The organism is Gemmatimonadaceae bacterium (genome assembly GCA_036273715.1).
In the GTDB taxonomy this organism is placed as follows: domain Bacteria; phylum Gemmatimonadota; class Gemmatimonadetes; order Gemmatimonadales; family Gemmatimonadaceae; genus JADGGM01.
Genome location: DASUHB010000069.1, coordinates 107,848 through 130,448, shown reverse-complemented (window position 1 = coordinate 130,448; position 22,601 = coordinate 107,848). Strand labels below are relative to the sequence as shown.

Annotated in this window: 16 protein-coding genes; 13 read left to right on the top strand and 3 right to left on the bottom strand. The window is 67.8% G+C overall.

Going from position 1 to position 22,601, the window contains the following annotated elements; genetic code table 11:
- The first annotated feature begins 34 nt into the window (after positions 1 to 34).
- The 6 genes from VFW04_16480 to VFW04_16455 all read left to right on the top strand — a co-directional run bounded on the left by VFW04_16480 (position 35) and on the right by VFW04_16455 (position 9,371).
- Positions 35 to 3,166, top strand: coding sequence for an efflux RND transporter permease subunit (locus VFW04_16480; GenBank protein HEX5180929.1), 3,132 nt, complete (start codon positions 35 to 37; stop codon positions 3,164 to 3,166).
- Positions 3,167 to 3,169: 3 nt separating this feature from the next.
- Positions 3,170 to 6,283: an efflux RND transporter permease subunit gene (locus tag VFW04_16475; protein HEX5180928.1), complete on the top strand. Its 3,114-nt coding sequence runs from the start codon at positions 3,170 to 3,172 to the stop codon at positions 6,281 to 6,283.
- 41 nt (positions 6,284 to 6,324) lie between these two features.
- A complete protein-coding gene (locus VFW04_16470; protein ID HEX5180927.1) occupies positions 6,325 to 6,909 on the top strand; it encodes a peptidylprolyl isomerase in 585 nt (194 codons plus the stop codon).
- 42 nt (positions 6,910 to 6,951) lie between these two features.
- On the top strand, positions 6,952 to 7,575 hold the full coding sequence (locus VFW04_16465) for a YbhB/YbcL family Raf kinase inhibitor-like protein (GenBank protein HEX5180926.1): 624 nt from the start codon (positions 6,952 to 6,954) through the stop codon (positions 7,573 to 7,575).
- Positions 7,572 to 8,534 carry a pyridoxal-phosphate dependent enzyme gene (locus VFW04_16460; GenBank protein HEX5180925.1) on the top strand — a complete coding sequence of 321 codons (963 nt, stop codon included), beginning with the start codon at positions 7,572 to 7,574 and terminating at the stop codon, positions 8,532 to 8,534. The genes VFW04_16465 and VFW04_16460 overlap by 4 nt, the downstream gene beginning before the upstream one ends.
- Positions 8,535 to 8,693: 159 nt before the next feature.
- On the top strand, positions 8,694 to 9,371 hold the full coding sequence (locus VFW04_16455; GenBank protein ID HEX5180924.1) for a hypothetical protein: 678 nt from the start codon (positions 8,694 to 8,696) through the stop codon (positions 9,369 to 9,371).
- A gap of 62 nt (positions 9,372 to 9,433) precedes the next feature.
- Here the strand turns inward: VFW04_16455 and VFW04_16450 are convergent, their stop codons facing one another.
- Entirely contained in the window at positions 9,434 to 9,853 is a 420-nt protein-coding gene (locus VFW04_16450; GenBank protein ID HEX5180923.1) for a DUF3175 domain-containing protein, read from the bottom strand.
- Here VFW04_16450 and VFW04_16445 point away from each other — a divergent pair.
- From VFW04_16445 to VFW04_16435, 3 genes are all read left to right on the top strand, one after another.
- On the top strand, positions 9,852 to 10,922 hold the full coding sequence (locus VFW04_16445) for a hypothetical protein (GenBank protein HEX5180922.1): 1,071 nt from the start codon (positions 9,852 to 9,854) through the stop codon (positions 10,920 to 10,922). The genes VFW04_16450 and VFW04_16445 overlap by 2 nt on opposite strands.
- Before the next feature lie 81 nt (positions 10,923 to 11,003).
- Positions 11,004 to 13,070 (top strand): DUF6600 domain-containing protein, encoded by a 2,067-nt coding sequence (locus tag VFW04_16440; protein ID HEX5180921.1) that lies wholly within the window; start codon positions 11,004 to 11,006, stop codon positions 13,068 to 13,070.
- A 139-nt stretch (positions 13,071 to 13,209) separates the two neighbouring features.
- Complete coding sequence (locus VFW04_16435; protein HEX5180920.1) at positions 13,210 to 13,704, top strand: DUF6496 domain-containing protein; 495 nt, start codon at positions 13,210 to 13,212, stop codon at positions 13,702 to 13,704.
- A gap of 37 nt (positions 13,705 to 13,741) precedes the next feature.
- Here VFW04_16435 and VFW04_16430 read toward each other — a convergent pair whose 3' ends face one another.
- On the bottom strand, positions 13,742 to 14,737 hold the full coding sequence (locus VFW04_16430; protein HEX5180919.1) for a pyridoxal-phosphate dependent enzyme: 996 nt from the start codon (positions 14,735 to 14,737) through the stop codon (positions 13,742 to 13,744).
- A gap of 194 nt (positions 14,738 to 14,931) precedes the next feature.
- On the opposite strand from VFW04_16430, the gene VFW04_16425 reads away from it, so the two are divergent.
- Both VFW04_16425 and queE read left to right on the top strand, forming a co-directional pair.
- Positions 14,932 to 16,869: an FUSC family protein gene (locus tag VFW04_16425; protein HEX5180918.1), complete on the top strand. Its 1,938-nt coding sequence runs from the start codon at positions 14,932 to 14,934 to the stop codon at positions 16,867 to 16,869.
- Between the two features lie 169 nt (positions 16,870 to 17,038).
- Positions 17,039 to 17,743, top strand: a complete 705-nt coding sequence (gene queE / locus VFW04_16420; protein ID HEX5180917.1) for a 7-carboxy-7-deazaguanine synthase — start codon at positions 17,039 to 17,041, stop codon at positions 17,741 to 17,743.
- A 15-nt stretch (positions 17,744 to 17,758) separates the two neighbouring features.
- Here queE and VFW04_16415 read toward each other — a convergent pair whose 3' ends face one another.
- Positions 17,759 to 18,712 (bottom strand): DUF5996 family protein, encoded by a 954-nt coding sequence (locus VFW04_16415; GenBank protein ID HEX5180916.1) that lies wholly within the window; start codon positions 18,710 to 18,712, stop codon positions 17,759 to 17,761.
- 82 nt (positions 18,713 to 18,794) lie between these two features.
- On the opposite strand from VFW04_16415, the gene queC reads away from it, so the two are divergent.
- Both queC and VFW04_16405 read left to right on the top strand, forming a co-directional pair.
- Positions 18,795 to 19,505: a 7-cyano-7-deazaguanine synthase QueC gene (gene queC, locus VFW04_16410; protein HEX5180915.1), complete on the top strand. Its 711-nt coding sequence runs from the start codon at positions 18,795 to 18,797 to the stop codon at positions 19,503 to 19,505.
- Positions 19,506 to 19,622: 117 nt separating this feature from the next.
- Positions 19,623 to 22,577: a glycosyl hydrolase gene (locus VFW04_16405; protein ID HEX5180914.1), complete on the top strand. Its 2,955-nt coding sequence runs from the start codon at positions 19,623 to 19,625 to the stop codon at positions 22,575 to 22,577.
- Positions 22,578 to 22,601 lie beyond the last annotated feature (24 nt).

Sequence of the window (22,601 nt, the reverse complement as noted above, 5' to 3'; positions counted from 1 at the left end):
TGCGGAGGAGCGCGGCCCTCGGTCGCGCGATGCGATGAGACTCACCGGGCTGTTCATCCGCCGGCCGGTCATGACGACGCTGCTCATGGTCATGATCCTCGTGTTCGGCGTCGTCGCGTACGCGCGACTGCCCGTGAGCGACTTGCCGACGGTGGACTATCCCACGATTTCCGTGAGTGCGAGTCTCTCCGGCGCGAGCCCGGAGACGATGGCTGCCACCGTGGCGACGCCACTCGAGAAGTCGTTCTCCGCCATCGCCGGCATCGACAACATCACGTCGACCAGCACACTGGGCTCGACGCGGGTGACGCTGCAATTCTCGCTCGACCGCAACGTCGACGCGGCCGCGCAGGACGTGAACGCGGCCATCTCCCAGGCGCTGCCGAATCTTCCGTCGAACATCATCCCGCCGTCGTACCGCAAGCAGAATCCCGCGGCCGCGCCCATTCTGTTCATCGCGCTCACGTCCAAGGTGGTGCCGCTGCCGGTGCTGGATGAATATGGCGAGACCACGATCGCCCAACGACTGTCGATGGTGGACGGCGTCGCCGAGGTCTCGGTGTACGGCTCGCAGAAGTATGCGGTGCGCATCGAGCTCGACCCGCAGCAGCTCGCGGCGCGCAACCTGAGCATGCAGCAAGTGTCGCAGGCGATACGCGCCAACAACGTGGTGCTGCCCACGGGCGTGCTGTACGGTCCCGCGCGCACCTACACCGTGTTGGCCACCGGACAGCTCAGCGACGCCGCACAGTTCCGCCGGCTGGTCGTCGCCTACCACAACGGCTCGCCGGTCCACCTGGCAGAGTTAGGCAACGTGCTGGACGACGTGCAAAACGACAAGGCGGCGAGCTGGTACAACGATGAACGCGCGATCGTGCTCGCGGTGGAGCGGCAGCCGGGCACGAACACCGTCGCCGTCGCGACTGCCGTCAAAGCCGTGCTCGCCGAGATCCAGCACGAAATTCCATCCGATGTTTCGATGAACGTGCGGTACGATCGCTCGGTATCGATCGAGCGATCGGTGCACGATGTCAAGTTCTCGCTCGTGCTGGCGCTGGCGCTCGTGATCCTCGTGATCTTCCTGTTCATCCGCAACGGTGTCGCGACGCTGATCCCGAGTCTCACGCTGCCGATGGCGGTGGTCGGGACCTTCGCCGTCATGGCGCTGCTCAATTTCAGCATCGACAACCTCTCGCTCATGGCGCTCACGCTGGCGGTCGGCTTCGTGATCGATGACGCCATCGTGATGCTGGAGAACATCGTTAGGCATCAGGAGATGGGCAAACCGCCGCTCGCGGCGGCGCTCGAAGGCGCCTCGGAGGTCGGTTTCACGATTCTCTCGATGACGCTGTCGCTGGCGGCGGTGTTCATTCCGCTCATTTTCATGGGCGGCCTCATCGGCCGGCTGTTCCGCGAGTTCGCGATCACGATTGCCGCCGCGGTGATCGTGTCCGGCTTCGTCTCGGTGACGCTCACGCCGATGCTCTGCAGCCGGTTCCTGAAACCGCCCCACGAGGTGCACCACGGCCGGGTGTACGAGTGGAGCGAGCGCATGTTCAACGGTTGGCTGCGCGCGTACGAGCGCAGCCTTGCATGGACGATGCGCCACCGCCCGCTCACGCTCGTGTTCTCGGTGTTGATCCTCGTGCTCACGGTGGTGTTGTTCGCGATCGTGCCCAAGGGGCTCTTCCCACCGGACGACTCCGGTCTCTTGTCCGGGACCACCGAAGCAGCAGAGGGCACGTCTTACGACGAGATGGTGCGGCTCAGCACCATTGCGCGGTCGATCGTCGCCAAGGACACGAACGTCGCCGGCTACATGACATCGGTTGGCTCCGGCGGTCCGTCGAGCGCGACCAACCAGGGCTCGTTGTTCCTCGCGCTCAAGCCCGCGGGCCAGCGGCCATCCGGCGACGTCGTGTCCGCCGAACTGTCGCGCAAGCTCTCGCGCATTCCCGGGCTCACCGTGTTCATCCAAAATCCCCCGAGCATTCGCATCGGCGGGCGGTCGTCGAAGGGGCAGTACCAGTTCACGCTGCAGAGCAGCGATGTGAACGAGCTGTACCACTGGACGGACGTCCTGGTGGCGAAGCTGCGGACGCTGCCGATTCTCACCGGCGTGACCACCGACCTGCTCAACCAGAACCCGCAGATCACGGTGCGGATCGACCGCGACCGCGCGGCTCAGTTAGGCGTAACGCCGCAGGCGATCGAGCAGTCGCTCGCCACGGCGTACAACGAGCAGCAGGTCTCGACCATCTACACCGCGAGCAACGAGTATTGGGTGGTGATGCAGACGCTGCCCAAGGACCAGCTCGATGCCGCCGCGCTCGCCCACCTGTACGTGCCCGGCAGCGGGAGCAAGGCGGTCCGCCTGGCGGACATCGCCGACTTCGAGCGCGGCGTCGGGCCGGCGGCGGTGAATCATTCGGGCCAGCTGCCGTCGGTCACCATCTCGTTCAACACGCCGCCCAACGAATCGTTGGGCGCGGCGGTGGCGGCGGTGGAGGACGTCGCGCGCACCACGCTGCCGGCGGACATCACCACCGGCTTCGCCGGCACGGCGCAGGCGTTCCAATCGTCCGAGCAGGGACTCGGCGTGCTGCTCCTGATCACGATCTTCGTGATCTACGTGATCCTCGGCATCCTCTACGAGAGCTTCATCCATCCGATCACGATTCTGACCGGATTGCCCTTCGCCGCGTTCGGCGCGCTCCTGGCGCTCGTGATCACGCACGTCGAGCTGGACGTGTACGGCTACGTCGGGGTCATCATGCTCATCGGCATTGTCAAGAAGAACGCGATCATGATGATCGACTTCGCGGTGCAGACCGAGCGCACCGAGCATTCCTCGCCGGCCGAGGCGATCGTGAAGGCGGCCAGCGTCCGGTTCCGGCCGATCATCATGACCACCTGTGCGGCGATCATGGGGACGCTGCCGATCGCCATTGGCGTCGGGCCGAGCGCCGCGTCGCGGCGTCCGTTAGGCGTCGCCGTCGTCGGCGGCCTCGCCTTCTCGCAGATCGTGACGCTGTACGTGACGCCCGTGTTCTACACGTATCTGGACGACGCGCAGAGCTGGCTCGCCGGCCTGCCGGGCCGCATCAGCCGCCGGTTGCATCGCACGCCGCTCGAGCCCGAGCCGTCTCCGGGCGCGGACGACTAACCGATGAACTTCACCACCCTGTTCATCAAGCGGCCGATCATGACCACGCTGGTCATGGTGGCGATCCTGTTCTTCGGGATCATCGCCTATCGCGGCCTGCCGGTGAGCGACCTCCCCAACGTCGACTATCCGACCATTACCGTCAGTGCGGTGCTGCCCGGCGCGAGCCCGGCGACGATGGCGGCGACCGTGGCCACGCCGCTCGAAAAGCAATTCTCGACGATCGCCGGCATCGACAACATGACCTCGACGTCGAGCCTCGGCCAAACGCAGATCGTCGTGCAGTTCACGTTGGACCGCGACATCGATGCCGCCGCGCAGGACGTGCAGGCGGCGATCACCCAAACGTTGCGCACGCTGCCGCAGGGCATCCTGCCGCCGTCGTATCAGAAAACGAATCCGGCGAGCGCCCCGATCATCACGCTCGCGCTCACGTCGGACGTCGTGCCGCTCTACACACTCGACGAGGTGGGCGAGACGACCATCGCGCAACATCTGTCCATGGTCGGCGGCGTCGCGCAGGTGCTGGTGTTCGGGTCCGAAAAATACGCGGTGCGCATCCAGCTCGACCCGTCGCAGCTCGCGTCGCGCAATCTGGCGCTCGAAGACGTCGCAACCGCCGTCGCCGCGCAGAATGTCAACCTGCCCACCGGCGTGCTGTGGGGACCCAAGGCGGCCCTCACCGTGCAGGCCACCGGTCAATTGTCGGACGCGCAGCAGTTCCGGAACATGGTCGTTGCCTACCACAACGGCGCGCCCGTGCACCTGGATGAGTTAGGCCAGGTGACCGACAACGTGCAGAACACCAAGACCGCGAGCTGGTACAACGGATCGCGCGCGGTGGTGCTCGCGATTCAACGGCAGCCGGGCACGAACACCGTCGCCGTCGCCGAGCGCGTCAAAGCGGCGCTGGCAAAGCTCTCGGGCGACATTCCGGCCGGCGTGCAGGTGCATCTGCTGTACGACCGGTCGACGTCGATCCAGGCATCGGTGCACGACGTCACGTTCACGCTCGAGCTGACGCTCGCGCTCGTCGTGCTCGTGATCTTTCTGTTCCTCAGAAATGCGTCGGCCACGATCATCCCGAGTCTGGCGCTGCCGATGTCGATCATCGGCACGTTCTCGGCGATGTACCTGCTCCACTACAGTCTCGACAACCTCTCGCTCATGGCGCTCACCCTCGCCGTGGGCTTCGTGGTCGACGACGCGATCGTGATGCTCGAGAACATCGTGCGCCATCTCGAGATGGGAAAACCGCCCATGCAAGCCGCGCTCGACGGCGCAAGCGAGGTGGGGTTCACGATTCTCTCGATGACGTTGTCGCTGGCCGCGGTGTTCATTCCGATCCTGTTCATGGGCGGGATCATCGGCAAGCTGTTCCACGAATTCGCGGTCACGATTGCGGTTTCGATTCTCGTGTCGGGCTTCGTGTCGCTCACGCTCACGCCGATGTTGTCGAGCCGCTTCCTGCGCGGCGATCACGGGCGCACGCACGGCAAGTTCTACATGACCACGGAGCGCATCTACGAGCGATGGCTCAAGGCGTACGAGCGGAGCCTCGACTGGGTGATGCTGCATCGTGTGCGCACGCTCGTGTTCTCGTTCATCGTGCTGGTGGCCACGGCGTGGCTGTTCTGGGTGACGCCAAAGGGCTTGTTCCCGAGCGACGACACGGGCCAGCTCACCGCGACCACGGAAGCAGCGCAGGGCGTGTCGTACGACCAATTGATCCGGCGGCAGGGCGAAGCCGCGGCGATCATCGCCAAAGATCCGGCCGTAGTGTCGGTGACGTCATCGGTGGGCACATCGGCGGCGGCGAATCAGGGGCAGATGACGATCGACGTGAAGCCGATCGCCGACCGGCGCCGCGGCGCCGACGACGTGGCGCGCGACCTGGCGCGCGCCACCAGCGGCGTCCCCGGCATCACGGTGTACGTGCAGAATCCGCCGGTCATCCAGATCGGTGGCCTAACGACGAAGAGCCTCTACCAGTACACGCTGCAGAGCGGCGACATCGACGCGCTGGACCAGGCGTCGCGCACGCTCGAGGCCCGGCTGCGCGCGCTGCCGCAGCTGGCGAACGTGACCAGCGACCTGCTCATCGCGAGCCCGCAGGTGACGGTCGACATCGACCGCGACCGCGCCGGCCAGTTAGGCGTATCGGCCACCGAAATCGAGAACACGCTGTACGACGCCTTCGGCCAGCGGCAGGTGTCCACGATCTACACGCCGACCAACGAGTACTGGGTGGTGATGGAGCTGCTGCCCCAGTTCCAACAGGACGTGCCATCGTTGCGCTCACTCTGGGTGCGGTCGTCCACGGGAACGATCCTGCCGCTGAGCGCGGTGGCCACCTTCAAGACGGGTATCGGCCCGGTGACGGTGAATCACGCCGGCCAGCTGCCCGCGGTGACCATCTCGTTCGACCTCGCGCCGGGCGCGTCGTTAGGCAATGCGGTCGCGGCCGTGGAGGCGCAGGCGCGGCAGGTTCTGCCCTCGACGATCGCCGCCAGCTTCTCCGGCCTCGCGCAGGCGTTCATGGTGACGCAGCAGGGCCTGGTGCTGCTCGTGGTGCTGGCGATCTTCGTGATCTACGTGATCCTCGGCGTGTTGTACGAGAGCTTCGTCCACCCCATCACGATCCTGTCGGGTCTGCCGTTCGCCGCGTTCGGCGCGCTGGTGGCGCTCGTGGTCTGCGGCCTGAGCCTCGATGTCTACGGCTTCGTCGGCATCATCATGCTCATCGGGATCGTGAAGAAGAACGCCATCATGATGATCGATTTCGCGCTCGACGCCGAGCGCGCCGGACACAAGTCGCCGCAGGAGGCGATCGTGCAGGCCGCCAGCGTGCGCTTCCGCCCGATCATGATGACGACCATGGCGGCGCTCATGGCCGCGCTGCCGATCGCCGTCGGCTGGGGCGCGGGCGCGGCGACACGGCGTCCGTTAGGCGTGGCGGTGGTCGGCGGCCTGGCGTTCTCGCAGCTCGTGACGCTGTACGTCACGCCCGTGTTCTACACGTACTTCGACGAGCTCCAATTCAAGTTTGCCCATTGGCGGCGCGGACCGCGGGGCGCCGCGGCGCCGGAGCCGGCACCCAACCCGAGCGGCGACTGATCCCTCTGTCGGTCCGCACCGTCTCATGTCAAGTTTGATCCATGCGCCGACTCTTCTCCACGTTGCTCCTCGCCGCGCCCTTGCTCTCGGCGACGCCGCGGGCCGACAAGACGTATCAGGTGGGCCGCATCGAAACGCGGCTGGGCGAAATTCTGTTCGTGCTCTACGACCAGACGCCGCACCACAAGGAGAGCTTCATCAAGCTCGCCGGCGAGCACTACTGGGACACGCTGACGTTCAATCGCGTCATCAAGAATTTCGTGGCGCAAGGCGGCTGTCCCGATACCCCGGAAGGGTTTTCACACTCGCCGTACCTGCTGGCACCGGAGTTCCGTGACAGCCTGCGACACGTTTACGGCGCCGTCGGCGCAGGCCGCGACGACAACCCGCAGCAACTGTCCGCGGGGTGCCAGTTCTATATCGTCGCCAACAAGTCCGGCCTGCCCAAGCTCGACCATCACTACACGGTGTATGGACAAGTCTTCAAGGGAATGGATGTGGTCGAGGCCATCGTGAGCCAGCCCACCGACTCGACGAACAAACCGCTCACGCCCATTCCGCTGCACATCGACGTAATTACGATGACGGCCGATGCCATCGGCCGCTACGGTGCCGTGCCAAAGTAGAGCGTTAGGCATCATCCGCGACCTTTTGACCAGGATAGGACCATGATCGCACGTGCGACTACTGCCGTGTTGGCATCGCTGCTCATCGTGAGCGGTGCTGCCCCGCTATGCGCGCAGGGCGCGCCTACCGCCACCGAGCCTGGCGCGTCGCAACTCGCGCTCGCCAATCTCCCGGCCAAGGACGGTGCGAAGCTCACGGTGAACACGCCGGCCTTTGCGCCCGGCGGCGATATCCCGTTCGAGAACACGCAGTACCAGGGCAACATCTTTCCCGGACTCTCGTGGAGCGCCGGGCCGGCGGGCACCAAGTCGTACGCGATCATCATGCAGGATGGCGATGCCATGCACGACGGCGCGCCGATCTTCCACTGGAGCATGGTGAACATCCCCTCGTCCGTCACGAGCCTGGCGCCTGGAATGAAAGCACCGCCCGAGGGCGCGAAGTACGGCCCGAACATTCGCGGAACCGACCAGTCGTACATGGGCCCGCACACGCCGGCCGGCCCCAAGCACCGGTACCATTTCCAGGTCTTTGCGTTAGACCGGACGCTTCCCGATGACGCGCTGGCCAACTATGCCTCGCTCACCATCGCAATGAAGGGACACGTGCTGGCGAGCGGCGAAGTGATCGGCCTGGGCCAGGTCGCGCCGGGCGCGTCTCGTTGAACCCGCTGGCTGCGTCACCCGACGCGATCGAGGCCGCGCGCGGCCGCTTGCGCGGGATCGCGGTCCGCACGCCGCTGGTGCCTCTCGAGCTGCCTAACCGAACGCGTCCGATTCACCTCAAGCTCGAGACGCTGCAGCCCGTCGGCTCGTTCAAGATTCGCGGCGCCGGCTCCGCCATCACGGCCGCTTCGCGCGACCGATTGGCGCACGGCGTGTACACCGCCAGCGCGGGCAACATGGCGCAGGGCGTCGCCTGGTGTGCGCGCGCCGTGGGCGTTCCATGCACGGTGATCGTGCCCGAGCACGCGCCGGCCGCCAAGATCTCGGCCGTCGAGCGGTTGGGAGCCACGGTCGTTCCCGTCCCGCTCGATCGCTGGTGGCAGGTGATGGTCGAACGCACGTATCCGGGCATGGACGGACTGTTCGTGCACCCGGTGTCCGACCCCGACGTGATCGCCGGCAACGCGACCATTGCCGCCGAAATTCTCGACGACGCGCCGGACACGGACACGGTGCTGGTGCCGTTCGGCGGCGGCGGTCTGGCGTGCGGCATTGCGCTGGGTCTGCGGGCGCGCGGGTCCTCGGCGCGCGTGTTTGCGTGCGAGGTCGCGACGGCCGCACCGCTGTCGGCGTCGCTGCGCGCCGGCAAACCGACCACCGTGACTCGGACGCCGAGCTTCGTGGACGGCATCGGCATCGGGAGCCTGCTCGAGGAGATGTGGCCGCTGGCGAGCACCTTGTTAGGCGGCAGTCTCGTCAGCTCGGTCGACGACGTGGCGCTGGCGGTGCGCTTTCTCGCCGAACGCGCGCACGTGATCGCCGAGGGCGCCGGCGCGACCTCGGTGGCGGCGGCGATGACCGGACAGGCCGCCGGCGACCACGTCGTCTGTGTGGTGTCGGGCGGCAGCCTCGATCTGGCCAAGCTGATCACGATCCTCGAGGGCGGCGTGCCGTCGTGACGTGCGCCTAACGCGAGGCCGTCGTGCCCGCGGAACATCGCTTCGTGCCGCCGGCGCCGGTCGGGAAGCCGGAGCAGGGAACCGGTGGGCGAAGGCGGGGTATGCCGCTCGATACGGGACCACCGGCAGCTCCTGGACTCCGCCACACGAGACGTGCCCATGCTGATTCGGAATTTTCGGCCGCTGTTCGCGCATCGCGTTCCAACCCGGCCGCTCGTTGCGAGTGTCGTGTGCGTTGCGCTCGCCGCCGCCTGCTCAAGCGATTCCACGGCGCCGCAGCAGAATCAGAACATCGCGCTCATGGCGCACTTCGATTCGCTCCGTGCATCCTCGAGCCCCGATAGCGAGTCGGAGCGCCGCACGCAGCTCGCCGGCGCGATCACGCTGCTCGCGCTCGGCGCACCCGTGCACGACGTCCAGCTGACGACGAACGGGCAGACGGTCACCTACTCGAGCGTCGCCGCGTTCGAAGTAACCGATGACATCGAGGGGAATCCAGCGGATTCGGCGTTCACGATCATCGGCTGGCGCGGCGGCGATGCCGACACACTCGTGACGCTGCAGATTTTTCACCAGGCGAGCGGCCTCGTGATGACGGCCGGATCGGTCGTGGCGGGATCCGCGGGCACCGGCGCGTCGGCCACCGCGCAGCCGCCTAACGGAGCATGCGCCTCGCTCCTCGGTCATCTGCCCCCGGACATCTCGGTGCCGCCGGGTATTTCGTGCGAGCTCGAAACGACGACGGCATCGGCTGCCGGCACGTTCAACGGCGCCGCCTTCTCGCTCCCGTCGCAACCGATCAAGGGCGTGCGCATCGAGGGGCAGTCAGGCGGTTAGGCATCGCGGCGCGGCCCGCCGCGAGACGCCATCGCCCTCAACGCGATGACGCCGGCGCCGTCCTACGCCGGTCGCTTGTACAACTTGCGCAACTCGGTCTTCGCCCGTTCGAGCACACCCTTCTGGCGCGCTCCCAGATTCTTGCCCGCCCGATTGATGTAAAACGTCAGCATCGACATCGCCGAGCGGTACGGATCGCTCTTGCGACGATGGCTCCGGTCGGCCGAGCGTTTGAGCGATCGCGCGATGCGATGGGGATCCTTCCAGGTGAAGACGCTGCGATCCAGATCGAGCGCATTGCTGTGCTTGGTGACGTAGCCCGACCAGCGCTTATTCGCGGGTCGGCGTCTCGGATTCGAGGGTGAGCGTTTGCGTCGCGCGCGCGGCATGCCGTGAGACGGAATCAAGCTCCGTTCCAGGTTGCGCCGTGCGCGTCCGGGTAATGGCGATCCGGCGCGGTGCTTGCCGGAGCGTCGGGTCATGGTGTCTCCATCGACGCGTCTTCGCCGACGTTCGCGCACCCGCCGTCCGTGGTTGGTGCTCCTGCTCCTCGCCGGCGCGGCGAGCGCCGTCGCGATCGCGCGCACGCCAGTCGCGAGCCGCGCTGCGGTCGCGCCGCGCATCGATACGGTTCCTAACGAAACGCCGCCGTCCGTCGCGGACCATACGCCGGATGCCGGCACGCAAGCGCAATTCCGCAACGTCGACTTCCAGATCGGCCACGGCATCACCCTCGACATCACGAGGCTGCGCGGCGCGCTGCACAGCAAACAGCACGGCGCGCCCATCGGGTTCGACGACAAGACCTCGTTCGTGATCGACATCGCATCGGCGGAAGTCGGACTGAGTATGGAAAGCCTCGACAGCCTGATGAACGGGTGGGTGTTCGCCTACCGCGGCGCGCCGTTGCGCCACCTCAAGTTCTCCACCGACAGCGGCAAGCTGGTGCAGGAGGGCACGCTGCACAAAGTGGTCGACATTCCGTTTCGGATCACGGCCGAGATGTCGATGACGCCCGAGGGCTTGATCCGCGTACACCCCGTAGCGATCAAGATCTTTTCGGTCAACGGCCGCGGGCTCATGAAAGCGTTAGGCATCACCCTGCAGAAGCTGCTCGACGTGCAGCACGCCCATGGCGTGAGCGTCCAGGGCAACGACCTGCTGCTGAACCCGGTGCAGCTCCTGCCGCCGCCCGCCATCGAGGGACACGTCACCGCCGTCCGCATCGAGCCTAACGAGGTCGTCCAGGTCTTCGGCGGTTCGACGCCGCCGGCGGCTCCCGCGCTCCACCCGCCCGAGCCCGCGCGCAACTACATGTACTTCCGGGGCGGGACGCTCCATTTCGGCAAGCTCTACATGGTCGATGCCGACATGGAAATCATCGACCTCGATCCCGGCAACGCCTTCCAATTCAGCATCGACCAGTACAACACGCAGCTCGTCGCGGGGTATTCGCGTAACACGGCGGCCGATGGACTCGTCGTGTTCATGCCTGACCTCGCCAGTGCCCAACACAAGCAGGCGAGCCGTGCCGTGACGCATCGGAAGTGACTCGCGGCCCCGTGGTCGCGCGCGCATCTTTAGGCGCGACTCGGAATGGAACACCACCTTCACGAGCAGAGGCTCGCATCCATGTCGATGCACTCGTTGCAGCGCTCGCGATCGCTGACGCTGGCGGTTGCAATGATCCTAACGTCGGTCGCCCCGGTGGCCGCACAGGTTGCCCAACCTCCGGCGAGACCCGGCGCTGCGACCGGCGATCCGCCGGGCCGCGTCGGGCGCCTCGCCTATCTCACCGGCACGGTGTCGTTCCGCGCCGGCGGCGACACGGCCTGGGCAGTCGCCGTGCCCAACAGCCCCGTCACCACCGGCGACGCACTCTGGGCCGATACCAACGGGCGGGTCGGCATCGAGATCGGGTCCGCCGAAGTGCGCCTCGACCAGCAAACCGAGCTCGACGTCGAACGGCTGGACGATGCGGCGCTCCAGTTCAGCGTTCCGCAGGGCTCGGCCATCCTGAGACTCCGCTCGCTCGCCAACGGCGAAACCGACGAGATCGACGCGCCTAACGCAGCCGTCCAGATGGCGACGGTGGGCGAATATCGCGTCGACGTCACGCCGGACGGCCAGACGACGTCGATTTCGGTGTTTTCCGGTTCCGCCAACGTCTCGGCCGGCGGCTCGTCGTTCGCCGTCGACGCCGGACAAGTGGCGACGGTCCAGGGCGACAGCACGGCCACCTACAACCTCGCCGACATCGGCTCGCCCGATGACTTTGACCAGTGGTCGCGGTCGCGAGATGCGCGGATCGACGCCGCGGCGGCCGCGGCGTCGCAATACGTGTCGCCGTACATGCCGGGCACCGCCGACCTCAACGACGAAGGAAGCTGGTCGCAGAATGCGACGTATGGTCCGGTCTGGTATCCGCGCACCGTCGTCGCCGGTTGGGCGCCGTATCGCTACGGGCACTGGGTGTGGGTCGGTCGCTGGGGATGGACCTGGGTGGACGATGCGCCCTGGGGCTGGGCGCCGTTCCACTACGGGCGCTGGGCGTACATCAACAATCGATGGGGATGGTGCCCGGGACGCACGGTGGCGCCGCCCGTCTTCGCTCCTGCGTTAGTCGCGTTCGTCGGCGGCAGCGGCTTCGCGGTGTCGGCGCAATTCGGACCGGGAGGCGGCGTCGGGTGGTTCCCGCTCGCGCCCGAAGAAGTCTACCGGCCGCCCTACACGGTGAGTCCCGTGTATCTGCGCCGCGTGAACGTGACCAACGTGAACGTGACCAACATCAACATCACGAACGTCAACGTGACCAACGTCAACTATCGAAACCGCACGGTCACGAACGCGGTGACCGTGGTGTCGCAGCAGACGTTCGTGAATGGACGGCCGGTTGGGCGCTCGGTGGTGCGCGTGGCGCCGCAGGACGTGTCGCGCGTGTCGGTCATCGAGCGGGCGCCCGTGGTTCCAACGCGTGTGAGCCTCATCGGCCAGGAAGCAGCGGGCCGTCGCGCCGCGTTCCCGCCGGCGAAGCTCGAGCGACGTCCGGTGCTCGCGGTGCATGCGCCGCCGCCCGCACCGGTTCCGTTCGCCGTTCAGCAGCGTCAGCTCGCCGCCACGGGCGGCCGTCCGCTCACGCACACCGAGCTGACCACGCTGCGCCGGCAGGCGCCGGTTGCGGCGAGCCAGGTCCGCGACCGGCCGGCCCTCAAGGTGCTGCCGGGCGGCGCGGGACTCAAGCCCGCGCGCAGCGGCTTGCCGCCGACGCGTCCGGCCACCGAGCTTCCGCCGGCGCGCGTGACCATCACGCGGCCGCCGGTGGCCGGGAAGCCGGCGCCTAACACACCGGCGGCCCGGGTCGCGCCCGAGCCCACGCCGCGGCCCGTGCGCCTGCCGCCCGGATCTCCGCCGCCGCCTAACGGGAAGAACGCGACCGCCGCGCGCACACAGCTGGATCAGGCCTACCAGAAGGCGCAGCAGCAGATGGAGCAGCGCCACGCGCAGGAGTTCGCGAAGCCGCCCAAAGGCGAGTCCGTCCCCGAGTTGACGGCGCGTCAGGACTCGGAGCACCGCGATCTGTCCGCCCGCTATCAGCAGGCCGCGGCCGAGGGAAAGAGCAAGCTGCCGCCTGCGCCGAAACCGGCGCGCGCGCCGGCGAAGCCGGCCAACAAACCGGCGAAAGGGAAGAATCCGCGGTAATCGACTGAACCGACGTCCGACTCTCGCGTCCCGCTCGTCGGGCGGTGTGGTCCGTGTTATGCGACGCCGCTCGACGTATGTCACTCGGGCTCGTCGTCACGCGGCGAGCGGAACGCTGACCAGTCGGATGGAGGTCAGGATGCCGGACAGAGAAACGATCGAGCGCGCGCACGAAGATGCGCGGGAAGGCAAGTCGCCGTCGACGCAGGCCGGCGAGTTCGTTCGCGAAGAGATGGAGCACGTGCGCGAGGGCAAACACGGCGCACGGTCCACCAAGCAGGCGATCGCCATCGGACTCTCGAAGGCGCGCCGCGCCGGCGTGAAGCTGCCGGCGAGCAAGCGGTCCTCGAAGCGCACGAAGAAGCAGGCGAAGCGCGACCTGTCCAAGGGTCGGAAGCGCCGTCGGAAGACGTCGAGCACCCGGTCGCGCGCCGTGCGCGGTGCATTGCGACGGGAAGGGCACAAGGCGGCATCGCGCCGTTCGCTTTCCAAGCAGGCGCGCACCAGCGCGCGCCGCCGCACCGCGTCCGAGCGCTCGGCCTCGGCGCGCCAGGCGTCGCGGACGAAAGGCGCCTCCGGCCGTTCGGCGGCGGCGCGCAAGGCCGCGCGCACGCGCGCACGCCACCGCCGCTGACCGATACCCCGCCGCGTCCGGGTGCGGCGCTTCGCCGTTAGGCGAAGATGCCCACCTGGCCGCCGGTGTGCCAGAACATCACCGTCGCGTCCCGCGGGATGCGGCCCGATCGCACTGAGGCAATGAGGGCGGCCAGCGCCTTGGCGGTGTAGGTGTTGTCCACGAACATGGCCTCGCGCTGCGCGGCCAGACGCTGCGCCTCGCGCGACGCATCGCTCGGCACGCCGTAGCCGCCGCCGATGAACGTGTCGTCCACGACGATGGGCTGCGCCTCGGCGACGGCCGCGCCGTCGATGCCTAACAAATACCCCATGCCGCGCAACACCTCGCGAATCCGGCCCGCGATCGACGCCGATGGGTCGTCCGGGCTCACGCCGACCACACGCGTCGGCATGCCGTGGAGCGCACATCCGGCGAGCAGACCCGCCTGCGTGCCGGCCGATGAGCTCGCGTGAACGATCACGTCGGGCGCCGGACCCTGCTCCAGCATTTCGCCCACCGCCCGGACGAAGCCGAGCGCGCCTAACGGAGTCGAGGCGCCAAGAGGAATGGCGGCCGGCGTCCGCCCCTGCAGCCGCAATTCCGCCGCGACGTCCTCGACCGCCGCCGCCCTCGCTTCACGCGAGCCTACGTATCGGACCTCCGCGCCGAGCAGCACGTCGAGAAACGCGTTGGCGGTCGGTCGCTCCTGCCGTACGCCGTTCGCGACGATCACGCATGGCATGCCGAGCGTCGCCGCGACCGCCGCCGTGACGCGCGCGTGGTTCGACTGCACGCCGCCGCTGGTGACCAGCGCGTCGGCGCCGGACGCGACCGCTCCGGCAACGACGTACGCGAGCTTTCGCACCTTGTTGCCGCCGAACCCGAACGGAATCGCATCGTCGCGCTTGACGACCAGTCGCGGTCCGCCGCCGAGAGCGGAACGCAGCCGTGTCATCTCCTGAATCGGCGTCGGTTCGGTGATGAGCGGAAGGGCAGGAAGCGCGCGCAGCCGCTCGAGGGCGTCGCGCGCGCCGGGGATGAAATCGGGCATGTGCCTAACGGAAGAGGATCGCGCGCCTGCCGCCCCCGAGCGTCGCCGACTCCGGTGCACAACGCACGCTGCGCCCCGGACGATGCGGCCCGTGCTCCCCGGCGTCAACCGCCGCCGCATGGCGCAGTCTATGCACGCCGGCGTCTTCGATGCGCTCACGGAGGACCTCGGACGAGTCGCGACGGCGCGATGCCGTGCGCCCGGCTCCCGTGCGCCATGCGCTCGACCTCGTGATCGCATCGGACCCCGGCCTAACACGGTGGCGCGCCGGCGCGCGCGCCGCCCTCGCCGCCACCGCCGCATCCGCTGCGCTCGTGCCGCTCGCCCACGCGCGTCACGAGCCGGCGACCGTCGTCCTCGCCGGCATCGTCGTGAGCATCATGGCTGCCGCGCGCGTCTTCGACGACACGCCTCGGGCACAGCGCCTCACGATGCTTCTCGCAGCTCCGGCCGCGATCGCGCCGATCGCGCTCGGCTCGCTCGCTGCGCACCACTTGTGGCTCGACCAGTTGTTTTTCTGCGTCGTGGTATTCTGCGCCACGTTCGCGCGCCGCTACGGCCCCCGCGGCTCCGTGCTCGGGTTGTTGGCGTTCATGGGCTACTTTTTCTCGCTGTTCGCCCGCACGGGCGCCGGGGATCTTCGCCTCGCGTCGATCTCGGTGCTCGTCGGCGTGGCGATCGCCTACATCGCGCGATTCGCGGTCGTGCGAGACCGGCCCGACCGCCTGCTCGATGAGATGCTCGTCGCGTTTCGCGCCCGCGCCGCCGCGCTGCTCGACGCGCTCGCGCGCAGGGCGGAGGCCGCGACGGATGCGCCGTGGCGTGTGCACCGTTCGCGCATATCGATCGCGCGGCTCAACGATGCGGCGCTCGCGCTGGAAGACGAGGCCGAGGCGCGGCATCGCCGGAGTGCCGCCGCGGATCAATGGGCGCTCGACGTGTTCGACATGGAGCTGGCCATCGAGACCGTGGCCGACGTCGTCTCCGCCGTGCGCGCCCAGCCCGCCGGGGCGCGCCCGCAGGTGGCGCGCGACGTTGTTGCGTTAGGCGCGCGCCTTCGCGGGTACGACGTGCTCGGGCCTGCGCCAAGGGCGGCCGGGGCGCTTCCGGGTTCGCTCCAACGCAAACTGCGGTTTGCCGGCGACATCATCGCAAAGACGCATCCGTGGACGGCGCCCGCGCCGGCCGATGCGGTGATCGGCGAATCCGTCACCGCCGCCGGCGGCGCGACGGCACTCGGCCTCAACCCGGACGTCGCCGCGCCTTCTCGCGAGGCCATGCGACCGTCGTTGCGCCTCGCGATCCAGGCGGCGATCGCGACCGGCCTCGCCATGCTCGCCGGGAATCCGGTGTCGTCGGCGCGCTGGTACTGGGCCGTGATCGGCGCGTTCGTCGTCTTCATTCGCGCCACGAACCGCGCCGAGAGCCTCTCGCGGGCCTGGCAGCGGGTACTCGGCACGGTGGGCGGCGTCGTGTTAGGCGTGATCGTCGCCCAGGCCGTCGGCCGGAACGAGCACCTGGCGCTCGTGCTGCTGTTTCTCAGCGTGTTCGGCGCGTTCTACCTCGCGCCGCTCTCGTACGCCTGGATGATCGTGTTCGTCACCACGGCGCTCGCGCTGCTCTACGACACGTTAGGCAACTACTCGTCGGCGCTGCTGTCGCTGCGGCTCGAGGAGACGCTCCTCGGAGCGGCGATCGGCGCCGTCGTGGCCAGCCTCGTGCTCCCGACGCCCGCGCGCGCGTCGGTCGAACGCCGGGCGGGCGATCTGCTCCGCGAAGCCGCGCACGCGGTGGCCGCCCTCACGGCGCCCGATGCGCCATCGCTGCCGCCCCGCGCCCGGCTCCGTTGGGCGCGTCGCGTCGATCGCACGGCGCAGCGCTTCCGCCTGGCTACGCGGCCGGTGTGGGAGATCAACCTGCCGCTGCACGTGCCGCGCTACATGGACTCGGTGCATGCGGCCATGGACCTCGCATATGCGCTCCGGCAGCTGGTTGCCCGATCAGGTCCGCCGGCCAGCGATGCGGCAGCCGCCGATGCCGCGCCGGAGTCCGAGTGGCTCACCCGCATCAATGCCGCGCAGCAGGCCATCGCTGCGACCGTCGACGCCAATGGAAGAGTTCCGAGACAATGATCGCATCCGTCGTGAGCGGTGCGCTCGCGACAGGGAGGAAACCGTGCCGGCCCACCGGGGTCGTGGCGCCGGCAGGCCTCCTCGCTCATGATTGACGGATGACTGTTATCCTTTCAATCATGAGCGAGGCGACCTGCCACGCGCGGCGAGCGCGATACGGGACCAGGCCGTGCGCCTCGCCGCGCACGCACGCCCACGCCTAACGGAGACCGCGGTCATCATGCCACGGACGTACGCCGTCAAGGAGCTCTACTACACGCTCCAGGGCGAAGGAGCGCAGACCGGACGCGCCGCCGTGTTCTGCCGCTTTGCCGGCTGCAACCTGTGGACCGGCCTCGAGCGCGATCGCGCGACGGCAGTGTGCACCTTCTGTGATACCGACTTCATCGGCACCGACGGACCGGGCGGCGGCCGCTTCGACTCGCCCGCCGCGCTCGCGCGGGCCGCGCTCGAAACCTGGAACCAGAATCGAAGCCCGTCCGGCACTCCGCTGGTGGTGTGCACCGGTGGCGAACCGTTGCTCCAACTCGATGCGCCGCTCATCGATGCGTTCCACCAGGCCGGCTTCCACGTCGCCATCGAGACGAATGGGACGCAACCGGCGCCGCAGGGTATCGACTGGATCTGCGTGAGTCCCAAAGCGCGGGCGCCCCTGCGCCTTACGTCGGGCAACGAGCTCAAGCTCGTCTTTCCGCAGCGCGAGCCGGAAGCGCAGCCCGAACGGTTCGAGTCGCTCGCGTTCCAACACTTCTTTCTCCAGCCCATGGATGGTCCCGAGCGCGAGCAGAACACACAGCGCGCGCTGGCCTATTGTCTCGAGCACCCGCGCTGGCGTCTCTCCCTGCAGACCCACAAGTTCATCGGCATTCCCTGACCGTGTGGCCCGCGGTCACGGCCATTCGTGCTGCGGCCGGTCGAGCGCGGCGCGGTCCCACTTGCCTAACTCAGCCGCCGCGTCGTAGGCGGACTGCGCGAATTCGAGAATCAGGTCGTCCGGCGATGCGGCGCGCCGCGCTACGTCGTACGGCAGAATCATCTCGCGCATCGCGCCATCGTAGGCGGCGCCTTCAGGCCTAACGGAACGCGCCGAGTAGCCAGCGGGCTCGGGATAGGCGTAGGCGTAGAACGCCGGTCCCGGCATGCCCGGGCTCCCCGCCCAGAGACCCACGCTGGCGCACTCGTGCGAATACGCCTCGACCATCACGTAGTCGGGACAGTTAGGCGCTCCGCCGCCGTGTTTCGGCGCGCGGCGACCCGAAAATCGCGTCTGCGCCAGATCGAAGCTGCCCCAGAAAAAGTGGGTCGGGCTGCTCTTGCCCAGGAAGCGTCCGCGAAATCGCTCCAGCACCCGATGCGCCTCGCTCAGAATCACCCACCAGGTGTGCGCGGCACGCGGGTCGTACGAGGCATGCTCACGATCGTCGGCGAACGGAATCGCAACCGCCGTCTCCACCGGCACCGGTCGAATCCGTGCCTCGAGGCCGAGCGACTCGAGCGCCTCGAGATAGGCCGCGTAGAACGCCGATACGGTTTGCGCAGTGAGCGGGACGCTCGCAGTGCGTCCATCGCTCGAGCGCACGTCCAACCGATGATCGATGAAATCGAAGTCGACGGAAAATGTCCGCACCCCGTCCCCGGCCGGCATCGCCGATGTGGTGAGTCCGCGCGGCGTCACATACAGCGCCACTTGCCACCAATGGTTCACCATCGGGGCGTGCGACAGTCGCGTCTTGCCGACGATTTGCGTCCACATGTGCAGCGTGGCGAGCGTGTCCGCCCATGAGTCCAGCGGCAACACGGGCCAACGCGCCGGCGCAGACTCGGCGTGTCGAAGGTCGGTCATGTCGCAACATACGCGCGGCCGGACCGCGTCTCAAGAAACCCGGCTCTCTCCATCTCCGCGATCGACGCGTACCTTCTACGGCATGAGCGAAACCTCACGGCCGCGCGCTGTCGTTCTCTTGAGTGGCGGACTCGACTCGACCACCGTGCTCGCCGTTGCGCAGCGCGATGGATTCGACGTTGCCGCGCTCACCGTGCGCTATGGTCAGCGCCACGCCGCCGAGCTCGATGCGGCGTCGCGCATCGCCCACCGGATGCGCGTCGCGCGCCACGAGATCATTTCGCTCGACCTGCGCGCATTCGGCGGATCCGCGCTCACCGCCGACATCCCCGTGCCCAAAGATCGCGACGAGCAGAAGATCGGCAGCGGCATTCCGATCACCTACGTGCCGGCGCGCAATACCATCTTTCTCGCGCTCGCCCTGGCGTTCGCCGAGACGCTCGATGCCGCCGACATCTTCATCGGCGTCAACGCGCTGGACTATTCAGGCTACCCGGACTGCCGACCGGCATTCATCGAGGCGTTCGAGCGCCTTGCCAATCTGGCGACGAAAGCAGGCGTCGATGGCGCGAGCCGGTTTCGCATCCACGCGCCGCTGCTCCATCTCGCGAAATCCGAGATCATCGCCCTCGGGCTTTCGTTAGGCGTGGACTATGCCGGGACGTGCAGCTGCTACGACCCGCTGCCCACCGGGGAAGCTTGTGGCCGCTGCGACGCGTGCCTCCTCCGCCTGCGCGGCTTCGCGGCCGCCGGCGCTCGCGACCCCATTGCCTACGCGGCCGCCCGCCGCTGAGTCGCATCCATTCGCCTCGCTTGACACGCGCTGTACCGCGTCCTATTTGACAGCGCGACGCGTGCGACCAACACGACTCGATGCTCGCGCGCATCCCCGCACCGCGAGAGACCGACTGTGGAGAAACACGACAAACTTCCGGACCCCGAATCTGACCGCCCCGTCGTCGATGTGACCCGGCGCGACTTCCTCGTGCGCGCCGGACTCTACGGTGGCGCGCTCACGTTGTTTTCCCGCGCCCCTTCGATGGTTCGCGATGTCGTGCGACGTCCACCGCACGCGCTCGCCGATGCGCCGTCCGCGCTCGCGGCGCCGGCCGCCGATCTCTCACCGCTCTTTTCCGGATTGCAGTGGCGACTGCTCGGCCCCTTTCGCGGCGGACGCACCGACGCCGTGACGGGCGTGCCGGGCCGGCCTAACGAATTCTATTCGGGTTCGGTCAATGGCGGTCTCTGGAAAACCATCGATGCCGGCCGCGTCTGGGAGGCCGTGTTCGATGCCAATCCCGTCGCGTCGATCGGTGCGGTTGCCGTGGCGCCCTCCCAGCCCGACACCGTGTACGTCGGCAGCGGCGAGTGCACGCTGCGCGACTCGACGGGCTTCGGCAACGGCGTGTACAAGTCAACCGATGCCGGCAAGACATGGACGCACCTCGGCCTCGACGCGACGCAGCACATCGGCAAGGTCGCCGTGCATCCGACCGACCCGAACACCGTGTTCGTTGCCGCAATCGGAAATTTCTACGGACCCAGCGCCGAGCGCGGCATCTATCGCTCGACCGACGGCGGACACAGTTGGAAGAAAGTGTTGTTCAAGAACGAAAACGTCGGCGCGATCGAGGTCGTGATCGATCCGACCAACCCGAAAGTCATTTACGCCGGACTTTGGAACACGCGCCGTCCACCGTGGTTCGTGTACGCACCCACGAATGGTCCCGGCGGCGGCATTTACAAATCGACCGACGGCGGCGACTCGTGGACCGAATTGACCAACGGATTGCCGAAAGAAGGCATCGGCAAGAGCGGCATCGCCGTGTGCCCGAGCAATCCGCAGCGTCTCTATGCGGTGATCGATGACCTCGTCCAGGATCCCAGCATTCCCGTCGACACGTCGCAGGCGGCCGTCGCCGCGCGCCGGTTCGGCGTCGGCATTCCCGGGTTAGGCGGCTTCTTCCGCTCCGACGATGCGGGTGCGTCGTGGACGCGCCTGTCCAACGATTCCGCTCTGTGGGGACGCGGCTGGTACTTCGAGCACGTCGCCGTCGACCCGAAGAACGCGGATGTCGTCTACGTCAGCAACGTGTCGGTCTCCCGCTCGATGGATGGCGGCCACACGTGGGTGCCCGTGCGCGGTTCACCGGGCGGCGACGACTACCATCAGCCATGGGTCTCGCCCGATGATCCGAACACGTTGATCGTCGCCAGCGACCAAGGCACAGTCATCACGCGCAATGCGAAGAGTGAAGATCCCCGCGACGTGTCGTGGAGCTCGTGGCTCAACCAACCGACGGCGCAGATCTATCATGTCTCCGTCGATTTCCGCTTCCCGTACTGGGTGACCGGCGCCCAACAGGACAGCGGCGCGGTCGCGGTGCGCTCGCGTGGAAAGTTCGGCGAGATCTCGATGCGCGATTGGGAGCCGATTGGCGCCGGCGGCGAGAGCGGCTATACGGCCGGCGATCCGCTCCATCCCGGCATCGTGTTCGGCGGGACGGGCCAGCGCTTCGATCTCGCACTCAACGTGCCGATAGCCGGCACGAGCGCGCCGGACGTGCCGAAAGGCGAGACCGCGCGTGCGGACTGGACGCAGCCACTCGTCGTGTCACGCGCCGATCCGCGGTCGCTCTATTACGGCAATCAGTACGTGTTCCTGTCCACCGACTGCGCGCAGACCTGGACGCGCGTGAGTCCGGACCTGACGCGTGCGCAGCCTGGTGTGCCGTCGGGATTGGATGCCGCCGCCGCCGCCGACACCGGGACTAACGGACAGCGCGGAGTGGTGTACACGATCGCGCCGTCTCCGATTCTGGTGCCGATGGTCTGGGTCGGGACCGACGATGGGAACATCCAGGTGACCATGGACATCGGCGGCCATTGGCAGAATGTGACGCCGCCGGCGCTCACGCCGTGGAGCCGGGTGACGATGATTGACGCCTCGCACTTCGACTTCAACACCGCCTACGCGAGCGTCGATCGCCATCAACTTCAGGATTTCGAACCGTACATCTACCGTACGCGCGACCTCGGCAAGACGTGGCAGCGTATCACGAAGGGGTTGCCGGCCGGTGTGTACGTGCACGTCGTCAAGGAGGATCCGAAGCGCCGCGGCCTGTTGTTCGCCGGGACCGAACGCGGCGCCTACGTGTCGTTCGACGATGGCGACTCGTGGCTGCCGCTGCAGCTCAACCTGCCGACGACATCGGTGCGCGATTTCGAGGTCTACGAAAACGACCTCATCGTCGCCACGCACGGTCGCGGCTTCTGGGTGATCGACGACATCGCGCCGCTGCGGCAGCTCGACGCCGCACAGCTCGCGACCGGCGCCGTATTGTTCAAGCCCTCCGACGCCATTTACTACAATCAGGGCGGCGACGACGGCACACCGCTGCAGAAAGACGAGCCGCAAGCGGAGAACCCGCCTAACGGAGCGGCGATCGACTACTACCTGAAGAGCGCGGCCTCGGGCGCCGTGACGCTGGAGATCCTCGACGCCGGCGGACGGGTGGTGCATACCTTCTCGAGCGGAGCCCCCGCGGAGGCTGAGGGTGCCGGGGGAGCGGCGCGCCGCCGGCCCGGGATTCCGAACACCACGGCGCTGTGGCGGCCGGCTCCAGTGCCGTTTGCGACGTCCGCCGGCATGCACCGCGTGGTGTGGATCCCGGTCAAGGAGATGCCGCGCGGCGGCGCGGGCGGCGGCGGCGGATTCGGCCGGCGCCGCATCCCGCTGCTGGGCGCATTCACCGCACGCCTAACCGTGGACGGCAAGAGCTACACCCAGCCGTTCACGGTCAAGCCCGATCCGCGCGGCCTGCCCGGCGCCGAGGACGAAGACGACGGCAACGACAACGTCTGACCCGGCATCACCTCGTTAGGCACC